This window comes from Kitasatospora sp. NPDC005856, assembly GCF_040629945.1.
Classification (GTDB): domain Bacteria; phylum Actinomycetota; class Actinomycetes; order Streptomycetales; family Streptomycetaceae; genus Kitasatospora.
The window spans coordinates 18,519-33,379 of sequence record NZ_JBEXWT010000017.1 but is presented as its reverse complement, the minus strand read 5'-3'; the positions used below and the strand labels follow the sequence as shown (position 1 = coordinate 33,379).

General features: G+C 74.3%; 9 protein-coding genes. 5 read left to right on the top strand and 4 right to left on the bottom strand.

The annotated features are described in order from the left end of the window. Window positions 1-19: 19 nt before the first annotated feature. Window positions 20-1,261: an MFS transporter gene (locus ABZ449_RS13375; protein WP_360344928.1), complete on the top strand. Its 1,242-nt coding sequence runs from the start codon at window positions 20-22 to the stop codon at window positions 1,259-1,261. Window positions 1,262-1,537: 276 nt separating this feature from the next. Here ABZ449_RS13375 and ABZ449_RS13370 read toward each other — a convergent pair whose 3' ends face one another. Both ABZ449_RS13370 and ABZ449_RS13365 read right to left on the bottom strand, forming a co-directional pair. Beyond that, on the bottom strand, window positions 1,538-2,335 hold the full coding sequence (locus ABZ449_RS13370; RefSeq protein WP_360344926.1) for a hypothetical protein: 798 nt from the start codon (window positions 2,333-2,335) through the stop codon (window positions 1,538-1,540). Between the two features lie 141 nt (window positions 2,336-2,476). Next, the gene (locus ABZ449_RS13365; RefSeq protein WP_360344924.1) at window positions 2,477-3,469 is read right to left on the bottom strand and encodes a LuxR C-terminal-related transcriptional regulator; all 993 of its coding nucleotides are present in this window, start codon (window positions 3,467-3,469) and stop codon (window positions 2,477-2,479) included. Window positions 3,470-3,802: 333 nt separating this feature from the next. Here ABZ449_RS13365 and ABZ449_RS13360 point away from each other — a divergent pair, with 333 nt between their 5' ends. The 4 genes from ABZ449_RS13360 (at window position 3,803) to ABZ449_RS13345 (ending at window position 11,498) form a co-directional block, all read left to right on the top strand. Further along, complete coding sequence (locus ABZ449_RS13360; RefSeq protein ID WP_360344922.1) at window positions 3,803-4,069, top strand: hypothetical protein; 267 nt, start codon at window positions 3,803-3,805, stop codon at window positions 4,067-4,069. 6 nt (window positions 4,070-4,075) lie between these two features. After that, a complete protein-coding gene (locus ABZ449_RS13355) occupies window positions 4,076-4,339 on the top strand; it encodes a hypothetical protein (protein WP_360344920.1) in 264 nt (87 codons plus the stop codon). A 238-nt stretch (window positions 4,340-4,577) separates the two neighbouring features. Further along, the gene (locus ABZ449_RS13350) at window positions 4,578-10,781 is read left to right on the top strand and encodes a DNRLRE domain-containing protein (RefSeq protein WP_360344918.1); all 6,204 of its coding nucleotides are present in this window, start codon (window positions 4,578-4,580) and stop codon (window positions 10,779-10,781) included. Between the two features lie 162 nt (window positions 10,782-10,943). Next, window positions 10,944-11,498: a hypothetical protein gene (locus ABZ449_RS13345; RefSeq protein ID WP_360344916.1), complete on the top strand. Its 555-nt coding sequence runs from the start codon at window positions 10,944-10,946 to the stop codon at window positions 11,496-11,498. A 128-nt stretch (window positions 11,499-11,626) separates the two neighbouring features. Here ABZ449_RS13345 and ABZ449_RS13340 read toward each other — a convergent pair whose 3' ends face one another. Further along, window positions 11,627-14,149 (bottom strand): glycoside hydrolase family 3 C-terminal domain-containing protein, encoded by a 2,523-nt coding sequence (locus tag ABZ449_RS13340; RefSeq protein ID WP_360344914.1) that lies wholly within the window; start codon window positions 14,147-14,149, stop codon window positions 11,627-11,629. Between the two features lie 3 nt (window positions 14,150-14,152). Next, window positions 14,153-14,860 (bottom strand): alpha/beta fold hydrolase, encoded by a 708-nt coding sequence (locus tag ABZ449_RS13335; RefSeq protein ID WP_360344912.1) that lies wholly within the window; start codon window positions 14,858-14,860, stop codon window positions 14,153-14,155. Window position 14,861 lies beyond the last annotated feature (1 nt).

The window sequence follows — 14,861 nt, the reverse complement described above, 5'->3', positions numbered from 1 at the left end:
GTTCGAGGGTGGGGGTGGCGTGACAGGGGCCGGGCGGTTCCGTCGGCAGCGGCGGCTGTTCCTCTCGGTGGCGATCGACACGTTCGGCTCCGGCGTCTTCCTGCCGCTGTCGCTGCTGTTCTTCGTCACCGTCCAGCACTTCCCGGCGGCCGCCGCGGGCACGGCCGTGACGGTCGGGTCGATCGCGTCCTTCGCCGTCGTGCCGCTCTGCGGACGGCTCGTCCAGGCCGCGGGGCCCAAGTCCTGCCTGCTCGTCAGCAACGTCCTGACCGCGCTCGGGTACGGCCTGTTCTTCGCGGCCGGGAACCTGCCCACGGTGGCGGCCGCGAGCTTCCTCGTGACGGCCGCCGACCGCCTCTACGGGGCCGCCTGGCCGACCCTGGTCGCCCGGTTCGCGAAACCGGCCGAACTCACCGAGTGGTTCTCCGCGGTCACCGTGCTCAAGACGACCTCCCTGGGAGTCGGCACCCTGGGGGCGACCGCCCTGACGGCACTCGCCGGCGGACACGGCCTGCAGGTCGCGCTCGCCCTGAACAGCGCGAGCTCCCTGTTCGCGGCCGTCCTCCTGCTCCGGGTCACGGTGCCGGCCGCCGACCGGCCCGGGCACCGTGCGCCGAGGTCGAACACCCGGACCGCGCTCGGCGACCGGCCCTTCGTGTCCCTGGTCGCCTCCCAGACGCTGCTGTCGGCGGCCTGGCTGATCCCGACGGTCGCCTTCCCCGTCTACCTCGTGGAGAGCCTCCACCAGGCCGCCTACTGGCCGACCGTGGTCGTCGCCGTCCGCTACGCCACCGCCACCACCCTGCAGATGCGGATCAGCCGCCGGCTGTCCGGCTGGAGCCGCTCACGGGTCCTGCTCCTGTCGATCGGCGCGGTCGCCGCCGCCATCGCCCTCACCGCGACCCTCTCCACCGCCCCGCACGCCCTCCAGGGCCCGCTCGCCGTCCTCGTGGCAGCGGTCCTGGCCCTGGCCGAACTCGCCTCGAAGCCCACCGCGGCCGCGGCGGCGGTCGCCATGGCGCCCAAGGGCGACGAAGGCCCGTACATGTCCCTGTTCCAGCTGACCTGGACGGTCTCCTACGCCGTCGGCCCGGCCGTCATCGGCCTGGGCCTGCAGAACCCCCCGCTGCTCTGGGCCGCACTGGCCCTCTGCGTCGCCGCCAGCGCCCTCGCCCACCGCCTGCGCATCCCGCTCCGCCACCCGCCGGCGCGCCTCCCCCGCCCCGCCCGCCCCCGACGGCAGGAGGCCGACGCCCCGTGAGCGGAGGCCGCTCGACACCCGTACCGACTCCCCGCGCCGCGCGCGCGAACCGCCGGAACCCGGCACGCCCACGCCGTCGGCCGCCGGCTGCCCAACCCCCTCGCCACGGAGGCCTGTCGACGCCCGAGAGCGCCAACTCCCGCACGCCCGCGGCAGGCTGAGCTCAGGCCCGCACCGGCCACCGGCCGGCGAGGCCGGAGGCTCGCGGCTACTACGGCAGCGTGGCCGCTCGACACCCGAACACGCCAACTCCCGTACACCCGCGGCAGGCTGGGCTCAGCGCCGGACCGGCGGTTGGGTGGTGAGGCCGTAGGCGCGCAGCTGGTAGGGGAGCGTGGTCGGGCGGCGCCACTGGAGGTCGAGGCCGCAGGCGACGAGGACGGTGCCGAAGGCGTGCCGCATCGCGTCCTGGACGGCGGTCAGGGCCCGGACGGCCCGCTCGTCGGTGGCGGCGGACAGGCGGCGGGAAGGGTTCCAGCGGAGGTCGGCGAGGCCGGTGGTGTCGTCGCCGTCGTCGACCGGCCGGCACGGCGAGAGGGTGATGCCGGGGGCGTGCTGGTGCTCGGCGACCGGCAGGCCGACGAGCGCGGCGGCGCGGCGCACCGCCGCGACGACGTCCGCGCCGATGCCGAGGTCCTCCGGACGGGCCCCGGCCGGGGCGGGGGCGGCGGCGTCCCGGCCGGTGGCCGGGGCGGGCCCGTCGGCACGGCCGACCCTGGTCTCCCCGCCGAGCCGGCCGGCTTCGACCTCGATGCCGAAGGCCGGCAGGAACTCCGCGAGCGCGTTCCGCATGGTGCTGCCGACGACCCGTCGGGCGGCGGACGCCGGCTGCTGGGGCTGTTCCATGGCCGCGGCGGCCGCCAGCCGGGGGCCGGGCTCCCAGTGCAGGGCGATCCGGCCGGCGCAGTCGTCGGCGTCGTCGTAGGGCCGGGCCGGACGCAGGTGGACGCCGGGCCCGTGCCCGCCGTACCCGACGGGCAGGCCGGCCAGGAGGAGCGCCTCGGTGACGCGGTCGACGAGCAGCGGGTCGATCCGGGGCCCGTCCGGGGTCGTGCGTTCCACAGCCGTGTCCACGCCGTCCTCCTCCGTGTCCCGGGCGGCGGCCGACCGCCGGCGCCCCGAGCGTACGGCGTACCCGGACAGCCCGTCGGCGAATCCCGGAACCGGCCGCCCGCGACGCGCCCGTCGCCCGACCGGCCGGGCGACGGGCACCGGCTACAGCCAGCCGCGCTGGGCGGTCTTCAGCCCGGCCTCGAAGCGGCTCGCCGCGTCGAGGCGCTCCATCAGGGCTGCCATCTGCCGCCGGACGGTCCGCACCGAGATGCCGAGCCGCTTGGCCGCCGCGTCGTCGGTGAGCCCGGTGGACAGCAGCCGCAGCAGCTCGCGCTCCCCGGTGGTCAGGGTCAGCGGTGCCACCCCGTCCCGGTCGTCGGCGATCGGGACGGCGGTCTCCCAGGTCTGTTCGAACAGGGCGACCAGGGAGGCGACGATGCCGGGCTCGCTGGTGCACAGCGCGCCGGCCCGGGTGTTCGCCGGGTCGATCGGCACCACGGCCGTGCTCCGGTCGAAGACCAGCATGCGCGGCGGCAGCACCGGCGCGGTCCGCACCTCGCCGCCGAGGCCGGCCATCCAGCGGGCGTAGTCGAGGGTCTCCGGGGCATCGGCGTCGTGGATGCTGTCCTGGTAGACGGTGCGCAGGCGGACTCCGCGCCGCAGGGCGTCCTCGTCGAGCGGCCGGGAGGCGGCCAGGCTGGCCGCGGACTGGGCGCCGCCGGGCATCACCGCCAGGACCTCGGTGGTCAGCCGGGTGGTCAGCTCCTCCAGCTTGTCCTGGATCGCGTCCAGGCCGAGCAGCCGCTCGCGGCCGCCCAGCGGGGTGTCGGCCCGCACCTTCGCGTACTCCCCCAGGGCGCGCGCGACGGCGGCCTTGGAGGCGGCCACCTCCTGCTGCCGGCGGGCGAGTTCCTCCTCCTGACGGCGCAGCAGGATCTCCAGTCCGCGCTCCGGGCTGACCGGCCGCAGGGTGCCGGGCCGTTCGCGGGAGGTGCGCAGCAGGGTGAGGTCGGCGAGCCGGTCGAGGGCCTCGCGCACGGCGGCCTCGGGGAGGCCGAGCCGCTCGCAGAGTTCCGCGACCCCTCCTTCTGGGTCGGCGAGCATTTCCCGGTAGACGGCTTCCGCAGCGGCATCCAGCCCCAGCAGTTCCAGCACTTCTCGACCCCTGATCCCCGTGGACGATTCCGTATGCCCGGTCGGCCCGGAGCCGATCATTCCTCCGGCCGGAACGCGCTCGCAAGGGCATGATCCGGTCAACGCCCCGCCCCGGCCGCCGACGCCCCCGGCGGGGCCCGCAGCAGGGCGGGAGCCCGGCCGCCGCCCGGCTCGGTGTTGCAGCATGCTGCCTGTCCTGATCCTGCCCGCGGATTCGCTTCCCGTGGCGGGCCGCGGAACGGGAGGATTCGTGGTGCGCGCACTCCCCGATTTCCGGACACCCAGAACTGCGGTCTCCCTCAGCGCAGTTCCCGCACAGAACAGGACTCTCCCGTGTCCGTCCGTCCGCTCGCCGCCGTCCTCCTGACCCTCGCCCTCGCCGGCTCCGTCGCGCCGGCCTTCGCCGCCGGTCCGACCGCCCCCGACGCCACCCCGTCCGCCGCCCAGGGCCCTGGCGGGGGGATCGGCTGGGACGGCCCCGTCGCCCAGTCGATCGGCTGGGACGGCCCCTCGGCCGACTCGATCGGCTGGGACAGCCCCTCGCCCGAGTCGATCGGCTGGGACGTCCCGTCGGCTCATGACGCCGTCGGGCAGGTCTGACCTGCGGTGTTAGCGGTCCATCTGACCCTGCCGACCTCCGCGCCCGACTCCTCCCGAGAGATGGCGGCCGCGAAGGTCCAGGCCGCCCTGTGGGGGTGCGCCGACCCGGACGACGGCCTGGAGCACGTGCGCGCCCTCGCCGTCCCCGACGGCATCGGCCTGGTGCTCTACGTCCGCGCCCCCGACGAGGCGGCGGCCCAGTCGAGGGCGCAGGACCTGCTGGACCGGGCCCTGGCCGTCACCGGCCGGCTCCCGTCCGGCCTCGGGTAGTCGCGGCGACCGCCGGCGTTCGCGTCGGCCGCCGGTCGTCGCGCCCGAACGGTTTCCGCTGCTCCGGACGGTTTTCGACCGATCACGCCGGTCCGCGACATTGGCCGATTCATTACTGGCGCTTTACCCCCCGCATGGCCGGCGTGCCGTCAGCGCCCCCCGCCATGCCCCGATTCCTCAAGCCTTCGTCCAACCCCGTTCCTCACCCCCTTCCCGAACAGACCAGTCGAGGAGTTCCATGTCACGCCCCATGGGCGGATCATCACGGCACCGGGCCGAAGCCGGCTCGCCGCCCCCCAGTGCCCCGCGCCGTCGCAACGGTGTCCTGCGCAACACCGCCGTCGCCCTGGCCGTGGTGCTCGCGGCCGAGGCCGCGGCCGTCATCATGACGACCGGTCAGGCCGTGGCCGTCACCCCGGAGCAGTCCCCGAAGTCCGCCAAGGCCCTGGGCCCGGCGGAGGCGAAGGACCTGGCCACCGCGCATCTGAAGGCCCGGTTGGAGAACCGCCGGATCGAGGTGGTGGACGAGCGCACCGAGTCGACGACCACCTGGATCAACCCGGACGGCACCACCACCCTGGACCTCGCCTCCGGCCCCGTCCGCTACAAGGACAAGTCCGGCAGGCTCCAGCCGATCGACGTGGACCTCGCCCGGCAGTCGGACGGCAGCGTCAAGGCCAAGGGCCACCCGCTGAACCTCTCGCTGGCCGGCGCGACGGCGCCCGCCGCGGCGTCGAAGTTCAAGGCGGCCGGCGCCCCGGCCGGGGACGCGAAGGCCCCGACCACGCCGCTGGTCTCGCTGGACGACGGCAACGGCACCGCCATGTCGCTGTCCTGGCGCGGCACCCTGCCCGAGCCCACGGTGGACGGCGCCAAGGCCCGCTACGCGAACGCGCTCACCGCCACCGACCTGGTCATCGAGTCCACCCGGACCGGCTTCGAGCAGTTCCTGGAGCTCAAGGACCGCTCGGCGGTGGCCGCCAACGGCAGCGTGACGCTCACCCTGGACGCGGCCGGCCTCCAGGCCCGGCAGAACCCGGACGACTCGGTGTCGTTCCTCGACCCGAAGACCGGCGAGGAGAAGGGCCAGCTGCCCGCGCCGGTGATGTGGGACGCGCAGGTCGACGAGCGCAGCGGCGACCACACCCGCACCGCGCCGGTCGCGCTGAAGGTCACCCAGGACGGGAACGCGATCGATCTGACGCTGACCCCGGACGCCGCCTTCCTGAACGACCCGAAGACCAGGTACCCGGTGACGATCGACCCCGCGGTCAACATCGGCGTCGGTTTCGACACCTTCGTTCAGCAGGGCTACGCCACCGACGTCTCCTCGCAGACCGAGCTGAAGCTGGGCAACAACGGCTCCGGCCAGGTCGCGCGGTCGTTCCTGCAGTTCCCGATGGCGAAGATCAGCGGGAAGCAGATCACCGGCGGCAAGCTCAACCTGTGGAACTTCCACAGCTGGTCCTGCACGGCGAAGAGCTGGGAGGTGTGGGACACCGGCACGGCCACCACGGCCACCCGCTGGACCGCCCAGCCCGGCTGGAACAAGAAGTGGGCGACGTCGACGGCGACGAAGGGCTACTCCAGCTCCTGCAACGACGGCTGGGTGAACCAGGACATCACCGCGCTGGTCAAGGCGTGGGCCGCCAACGGCAACGCCAACAACACCCTGGGCATCCGGGCCACCGACGAGTCGGATCCGTACGGGTGGAAGAAGTTCAACTCCGGCAACGCGACGTCCAACACGCCGTACCTGTCGGTGACGTACAACACCCCGCCGGCGGTCTCCACCCTGGTCTCGCCGGCCGACGCCGCGCTCACCGGCGACTCCACGCCGACGCTGTCCGCCAAGGCGACCGACCCCGACGGCGGCAACATAGCCCTCGACTTCGAGGTGTGGGCGTCCAACGGCACGGCCGCGCTGCAGTCCGGCCGCACCGCCATGGCCGCCTCGGGCTCCACGTTCACCTGGACCCCCGGCACCGCGCTGGCGGCCGGCTCCTACAAGTGGCGCTCCCGTTCCTGGGACGGCACCGCCAACAGCGCCTGGTCCGCGTTCCGCACCCTCACCGTGGACACCACCGCGCCCGGCATCACCGCCGTCTCCTCCGGGGACTTCCCGGCCGGCCAGTGGGCGGGCAGCCCGGACGCCAACGGCGACTACAGCGGCACGTTCACCTTCACCCCGCCGACCGGCGACGTGAAGGACGTCCAGTACAAGCTGGACGGCGGGGCCTGGGTCACCGCGGCCACCACCGGCACGCCGGTCAGCGCCAAGCTGACCTTCAAGGCGGGTGCCCACACCGTCACCGCGCACAGCCGCGACGCCGCGGGCAACGTCTCCGCCGACAAGACGTACACCTTCTACGCCGGCAAGGGCTCCGCCCTGGTCGCCCCCGGCGCCGGTGAGCGCCCGGCCCGCCGCACCTCGCTGCAGGCCGAGGGCAACAGCACCTACACCGGGGTGCGCTACCAGTACCGCCGCGGTGAGACGGACGTCTGGAAGGACGTCCCGGTCGCCAACGTCACCACCACCGGCGGCCAGCCGGTGACGGCCTGGCCGTTCGCCGCCCCGGGCGGCAAGCCGGCCGCGCTGACCTGGAACATCACCGACACCCTGGCCGAGAACGGCCCGGTCGACGTGCGCGCGGTGTTCACCGACGGCACCGCCACCGACGCCACCGAGCCGAACACCGTCACGGTGGACCGCAACGCGGGCACCGCGCCGGAGACCAAGGTCGGCCCGGGCTCGGTGAACACCCTCACCGGTGACCTCACCCTCTCCGACACCGACGCCGAGGCCTTCGGCCTGCACGCCGAGCGCTCCTTCTCCTCCCGCCGGCCCGCCAACGGCTCGGCCCAGGAGGGTCAGGCGGCGATCTTCGGTCCGCAGTGGAGTTCCGGCACCACCGCGGAGATCACCGACGCCGACTACTCCTACGTCCGCCAGACCTCGGCGACCTCCCTGTCGGTGGTCTCCGCGGACGGCTCCGAGACCGGTTTCACCGCCACCGGCACGGGCGGCTGGAAGCCCGAGCCCGGCGCCGAGAACCTCACCCTGACCGGCGCGTTCACCGCCGCGTTCACCCTGAAGGACACCGAGGGCACCACCGTCACCTTCGCCAAGGTCGACCCGGCAGCCACCACCTGGCAGGCCTCCGCCTCCTCGCTGCCCAGCGACAACTCCACCACCTCCGTGGTCTCGGAGAAGGTCGTCTCCGGCGGCAAGACCCTGGCCCGCCCGAAGTACGTCGTCGCGCCCAGCTCGGCGAGCGCCTCCGCCAACTGCGCCGCCGTGCCGTCCACGGCCGGCTGCCGGGTGCTGGAGTACGTCTACGCCGACACCACCACCGCCACCGCCACCGCCCTCGGCGACACGGCCGGCCAGGTGAAGCAGATCCGCCTGTGGTCCACCGACCCCGGCGCCGCCACCGCCACCCCCGTCGTCGTCTCCCAGTACGCCTACGACGACCAGGGCCGCCTGCGCGAGGTGTGGGACCCGCGGATCAGCCCCGCGCTGAAGACCGCCTACGGCTACGACACGGCCGGCCGCGTCACCACCGTGACCGAGCCCGGCGAGCTGCCGTGGACCCTGGAGTACGGCAAGGCCGGCAACGCCGCCACCGCCGGCGACGGCATGCTGCTCGCCGCCTCCCGCCCCACCCTCAAGCAGGGCAGCAAGGACGTCACGGACGGCACCGCCACCACCTCGCTGGTCTACGACGTCCCGCTCAGCGGCGCCAACGCGCCGTACCCGCTGGCGCCGTCCGACGTCGCGGCCTGGGGCCAGAGCGACGCCCCCACCGACGCCACCGCCGTGCTGCCGCCCGACGCCGTCCCCGCCACCCACGACGGCAAGGCCCTCGGCACCGCCGGCTACAACCGCGCCTCACTGACGTACACCAACGCCTCCGGCCGCGAGGTCAACACCGCCGCCCCCGGCGGCGCCATCACCACCACCGAGTACAACGCCTACGGCAGCCCGGTGCGCACCCTCACCGCCGAGAACCGCATCCTCGCCCTGGCCACCACCGGTAGCGACCTCAACAAGCTGCGCGCCCTGGGCATCGCCGGCCGCTCGACGGCCGACCGCGCCCAGGTCCTGTCCTCGACCTCGCTCTACTCGGCCGACGGCAAGCGCCTGCTGGAGAGTCACGACCCGCTGCAGCTGGTCACCCTGGAGCACGACCTGGCCGCCTCCGGCACCTCCCCGGCGCTCGCCGCCGGCTCCGAGGTCCCGGCCCGCGCCCACACCGTCACCACCTACGACGAGGGCCGCCCCGCGGGCGCCGCGGTCAGCGACATGACCACCTCGACGACGGTCGGCGCCCGGATCGACGGCTACGCCGCCGACGCCGACACCCGGACCACCGCCACCGGCTACGACTGGGCCCAGGGCCTGCCCACCACGTCCGTCCAGGACCCGGCCGGCCTGAAGATCACCACCGCCACCGGCTACGACGCCGGCGGCCGGGTGACCTCGCAGAGCCGCCCGAACTCCACCGGCTCCGACGCCGCCACCACCCTCACCACCTACTACACCGCCACCGGCACCGGCCCGTGCGCCGGCCACCCCGAGTGGGCCGACCTGGTCTGCTCGATCGCCCCGGCCGCCCAGATCGCCGGCGGCGGCACCAACCCGCTCCAGCTGCCGACGAAGACCTTCCAGTACGACCGCTGGGGCAACGTCGCCGTCCAGAGCGAGAGCGCCAACGGCGTCACCCGCACCACCACCCGCAGCTACGACGCGGCCGGCCGCCCGGTGAAGATCACCGTCACCGGTGGCACCGGCACCCCCGTCGCCGACACCGTGCTCGGCTACGACCCCGCCACCGGTGAGCTGGCCTCGCTCAACAACGGCAAGGCCACCATCACCCAGGGCTACGACAAGCTCGGCCGCCAGGTCTCCTACGACGACGGCGCCGGCAACGTCACCACCACCGAGTACGACAAGCTCGACCGCCCGGTGAAGAAGTCCGACTCGGTGCCGTCCACCGTGACCTACGGCTACGACACCGCCAAGGACCCGCGCGGCCTGCCGACCTCGCTGACCGACTCGGTGGCCGGCACCTTCAACGCCACCTACGACGTCGAGGGCCGCCTCGTCACCCAGACCATGCCCGGCGGCAACACCCTGACCAGCAGCTACGACAGCCGCGGCATCCAGACCGGCAAGACCTACACCAACCAGGCCGGCACCGTCCTGCTCGCCGACACCGCCGACTACACCGTCCACGGACAGCAGGCCGGCCGCACCCAGAGCGACGGCAACAGCACCACCAGCGGCTACACCTACGACGCCACCGGCCGCCTCACCAAGGCCGCCGACAGCACCGGCCTGGCCTGCGCCACCCGCACCTACGCGTTCGACAAGAGCAGCAACCGCACCAACCGCACCAGCGTCACCGACGACTGCGACCCCGCCACCGCGGACGCCGTCACCCAGGCCGAGACCCACGGCTACGACACCGCCGACCGCCTCACCGACACCGGCTACGTCTACGACGCCTTCGGCCGCGCCACCGCCCTGCCCAAGGGCGCCCAGCTCGGCTACTACGCCAACGACCTGGTCCGCACCGAGACCTACGCCGACGCCCGCAGGACCTGGGACCTCGACGCCTCCGGCCGCCTCGCCGTCGCCACCACGGAGACCAAGGGCACCGACGGCACCTGGACCGTCACCGCCCAGGAGACCAAGCACTTCGACGGCGGCAACGACAGCGCCTCCTGGTCCAAGGACGCGGCCGGCAAGCTGACCCGCAACGTCCTGGACCTCACCGGCCAGCTCACGGCCGCCACCGGCACCGACGGCGGCGCGATCCTGCTGCTGACCAACCTGCACGGCGACGTCTCCGTCCAGATGTCCCCGGACGGCCTGGAAGACCTCGCGGTCTACCACTACGACGAGTACGGCAACACCGTCGACGCCACCGGCACCACCGCCTACGGCTGGCTCGGCGGGGCACAGCGCGAGAACGACAGCCTCTCCGGTCTCACCCTGATGGGCGTGCGCCTGTACGACTCGACCACCGGCCGGTTCCTGCAGACCGACCCGGTCCTGGAGGGCTCGCCGAACGCCTACGGCTACCCGGTCGACCCGATCACCATGGACGACCTGACGGGCCTGTCCTGGCGCAAGAAGTGGGTCGCCTACTTCAGCCGCGCCGAGGGCAACACCATCGGTGGTCTGCTCTACGTCTCCGGCAAGATCGCCCAGGGCATCTCCAAGATCCTGCGCAAGCTCCCGCACTGGGCCGCCCGGGCCGCCGGCTACGTCCTGTGGGCGCTGTCCTACCTGATGAAGAAGGTCGGCAAGCAGTTCCTCAAGGCGGCCAACAAGCGCGGCAGCCACGGGGTGATCTTCACCTTCGGGATCTGGCGCTCCAGCCACTGGTGGGTGCCGGACCGTCCGATCTACCGGGTGAACCCGCGGTACTGAGCCACGGAGGACGCCTCACCGATCCACTGACACCGACGCTCCACTGATGCAGGACAGGTAAGGCCGGGCCCGGGGGTGCTCCCCCGGGCCCGGCCGCTTTTGCACGTCGATGATCATCCGGGCGTAGGCTCTCGGCTGATCACAGGGGCAGGAGAGGGAGACATGGGCCAGAAGATCATCCGGTTCTCGGACCTGACCGGCAGGCACGCGGAGAACGACCGGGACCTGGTGCGGGTGGTGGTGCTCCAGCACCCCGACCTGACGGACGGTCCGGTCGAGATCGACGCGCTCGCCGGGGAGTTGGGCGAGGTGCGGGAGCTCGCGCTCGACCTGGTCACGATCGAGCTGCACCACCCGGACCGGGAGGAGCCGCAGACGGTCGTGATGGAGGCCGAGACCTTCGACCGGCTGGCCTCGGCCGCGCCGATGGCCGAGGTGCTGCGCGACGCCAGGCCGGCCGCCCGGGACGCCGCCTCCGCGACGGCCGCCGCCGGCAACCGGGAGCGGGTCAACTACGGCAGCCTGGAACACGCCGGGCGACCGCACAAGGGCCGCACCACCGAGGCGGAGAAGCAGGTCGTCCAGCAACACCTGGACAGGATCAACGAGCGGCTCGCCGCCGAGGGCGTCCGCACGATCGACCCGCAGAACGTCGAGCACGTGACCCGCTACGGCCTGGACACCCTGGCCCGGGAGACGGGCGTGATGTTCGGCTGAGCGGCCCGGCCGCCCCGCCCGGGCCGGAACCGGGATCACCCCGGGCCACGGCCGCAGCGGTTGACGACGAGGGGGCCCCGACGTGCGCCGGTTCGCACGTCGGGGCCCCCTCGGCAAGCGGTCCCGGGTCAGGCCTGCGGCGGCACCACCAGGGCCAGCGCGAGCGGCCGGTCCCCTGCGCTGCGGCCGGCCTCGACGGTGTGCACGCCCGGGTTGACCCGCCAGGCGCGGGCCGCGGTGTCCCAGCTCTGCACGGCCCGGCGCGCAAGGGAGATCCGCGCGGTGGCGACGGCGCCCGGTTCCGCCCCGACCACCGCGAAGCCGGCCAGCTGGCGGTCCGGACGGCTGCGGTCGGAGCCGTCGGTGGCCAGGTAGACCTGCACCACCTCGCGCCCGGCCCGCCCGCCGGTGTTGCGCACCCGTACGGTCACCTCGGCGAGCACGTCGGAGGCGCCCTCCACCAGCCGCGCCTCCAGGCCCTCGTACGACCAGTCGGTGTAGCCGCCACCGGCCCCGAACCAGTACGCGGGAGCGGCGCCGGCCCGGCGCTGCCAGGCCCGGTAGCCGATGAACAGGCCCTCGGCGTAGTCGAGCCGGCCGTCGGTGGGCTCGACCCCCCAGACCGGGGCGTCCGCCTCCTCGGCGGGCCAGGTGGTGGGCAGCCGCCCGCCCGGCTCGGCCGCGCCCAGCAGCACGTCGGCGAGGGCCTCGCCGGCCTGCTGTCCGGGGAACCACGCGAGCAGCACGGCGGCCACCGAGTCGCGCCAGGGCATCAGGACCGGAGCGCCGGCGTTGACCACCACCACCGTACGGGGGTTGGCGGCCGCCACCCGGGCGACCAACTCGTCCTGGCGGCCCGGCAGGCGCAGGCCGGCCCGGTCCACGCCCTCGCTCTCCACCTCCTCGGTGGTGCCGACCAGCACCACCGCGACCTCGGCCGCGCGGGCCGCCGCCACGGCCCGCTCGATCAGCTCGTCCGGGGAGGCGGTCGGCGCGGCGTGGCCGAGCGTGAAGGAGACCAGGCCGAAGCCGGCGAAGTCGCTCGCCTCGGGCATGGTGCACGTCAGCGTGACCTCGGCGTCCCGGCCCTCCGCGAGGGCGAGGTCGAAGCGGCGCTCCGGAGGGTTGAGGAACGCCGCGGCCGGGTCCTCGCCCTCGGGCAGCAGCACCCCGTCGAAGAGCACCTCGCCGTCCGCCTCCAGCGTGAACCGGCCGACGCCGCGGACGGCCAACGAGTGCCGCCCGGCGGCTTCCGCGGTCAGGGTGCCGGTCAGCCGGACCCGGGCGAGGTCGGTGAAGGAGACGCCGCCCGGCAGCGCGCCCAGCCAGCGGACGCTGCCGTCCGCCTGCGCGGCCGTACCGAGCGACGCCCCGTCGGCGCCGAGCAGTTCGGCGGTGCACGGGAAGGCGGCCGGCGGGAGGAAGGTGCGCGGGTCGGCGCCGATCTCGTGGACCAGGTCGGTGCCGGCGCCGAGCGCAGCCCGCAGGCCCTCCAGCGGCGTGACCACCCGGGTCGGGAAGACCTGGGCGCTGCCGCCCCCGCCGATCCGGGCCTCGGTCGCGGCCGCGCCGATCAGCGCCACCGAGGCCGGCGCCGGGTCCAGCGGCAGCACGCCGCCCTCGTTGCGCAGCAGCACGAAGGACCGCGCCGCGAGTTCGCGCACCAGCGACTCGCCGTCGACCGGCGCGGGCAACTCCTGCGCCGGGACGGCGGCCGGAGCGCCGGCCAGCACGCCGACCCGGGCGGCCAGCCGCAGGACGCGGCGGGCCAGCGCGTCCACCACGGCCTCGGGCACCAGGCCCTCGCGGACGGCCGCCACCAGGTGCTCGCCGTAGACGGTGGCCGGGCCCGGCATCGCCACGTCGAGGCCGCCGAGCGCGGCCCGGACGGTGTCGCGGGCACCGGTCCAGTCCGAGACCAGGACCCCGTCGAAGCCCCACTCCTCGCGCAGCACCGTGTTGTTGAGCTCGGCGTGCTCGCTCATGCTCGGCCCGTTGACCGAGTTGTACGCGGCCATCAGGCCCCACGGGTGGGCCTTCTCGACGATCGCCTCGAACGGTGCCAGGTACAGCTCGCGCAGGGTGCGCTCGTCCACCCGGACGTCGACGGTGTAGCGGTCGGTCTCCGAGTCGTTGGCGACGAAGTGCTTGGGCGTGGTGGCCACCCCGCCGTCCTGGACACCGGAGACCATGGCCGCACCGATCTCGCCGGTGAGCAGCGGGTCCTCCGAGTAGCACTCGAAGTGGCGGCCCCCGCGCGGGCTGCGGTGCAGGTTGACGGTCGGCGCGAGCACCACGTGGGCGCCCTTGCGCCGGGCCTCCTGGGCGAGCAGCCGGCCGGCCCGGCGGACCAGGTCGAGGTCCCAGGTGGCGGCGAGGGCGGTCGGCGAGGGCAGGGCGACGGACGGGTCGTCCGGGGTCCAGTGCTCACCGCGCACGCCCGCCGGGCCGTCCGACATCACCAGCCGGCCGAGGCCGATCTCCTCGTTGGCCGGCAGCGACCACATGTCGGCACCGGCCAGCAGGGCGACCTTGGCGGGCAGGTCCAGCCGGGCGAGGGCGGCCTCGACGGCGGCCTCGCGGCGGGCGTCGGCGGCGGCCCGGTCACGGGCCTCGGGGGTGGTCACGGCGTTCTCCTTGCGGTCGTCCACGGCTCAGATCCACCCTTCCAGCGCGGCCATGAAACCGGCGTGGTCGTCCCGGTGGACGGTGTGTCCGGCGCCGGGCACGGTGCGCACCTCGAACCCGCGGGCCCGCAGCAGTTCGGCGTCCGCGTCGCTCACCAGGAAGCTGTCCTCGGCCAGCACCACCAACGAGGGCACGGCGGGAGCGGTCGGCAGGCCCGACTCCTGCCCGGGCATGGCCAGGGCCGAGTCCGGGTCCCAGGCGGCGAGGGTGGCGAGCTCGACGTCCACGTCGGCGCTCTCCCAGCGCGGGTTCATGGCGGTGATCTGCTCCCGGCCGGCGTGCCGGAACTCCACGAACACCGTCGGGTCCACACCCTCGGCCCGCGCGAACTGCCAGCCCGGGTCGACGTAGACGGCGCGGGCCGGCTTCAACCGTTCGACGGCCCGCAGCAGGGTGATGCCCCCGAGCGAGTGGCCGATGGCCAGTTCGACGCCGGCGGGCACGGTCTCGGCCAGGTCGTCGGCGTACGCGTCCAGGGCGTAGCGCTCCTGCGGGGTCCGCCCCGCGCCGCGCGGACTCAGCCCGTGGCCGCGCTGATCGACCGCGATGACCCGGTAGCCGCGCTCGGCCAGGGTCGGGCCGACCCGCCGCCAGGTGCGGTGGTCGGACATGATGCCGTGGACCAGCAGGGCGATCCGGTCGCCGCTGCCCCACTCCTGGGTGTGCAACTTCATG

Bases quoted from the DNA above. Each gene is read 5' to 3' on its own strand.
- ABZ449_RS13350 (WP_360344918.1), top strand. From the start codon at position 4,578: ATGTCACGCCCCATGGGCGGATCATCACGGCACCGGGCCGAAGCCGGC.
- ABZ449_RS13345 (WP_360344916.1), top strand. From the start codon at position 10,944: ATGGGCCAGAAGATCATCCGGTTCTCGGACCTGACCGGCAGGCACGCG.
- ABZ449_RS13335 (WP_360344912.1), bottom strand. From the start codon at position 14,860: ATGAAGTTGCACACCCAGGAGTGGGGCAGCGGCGACCGGATCGCCCTG.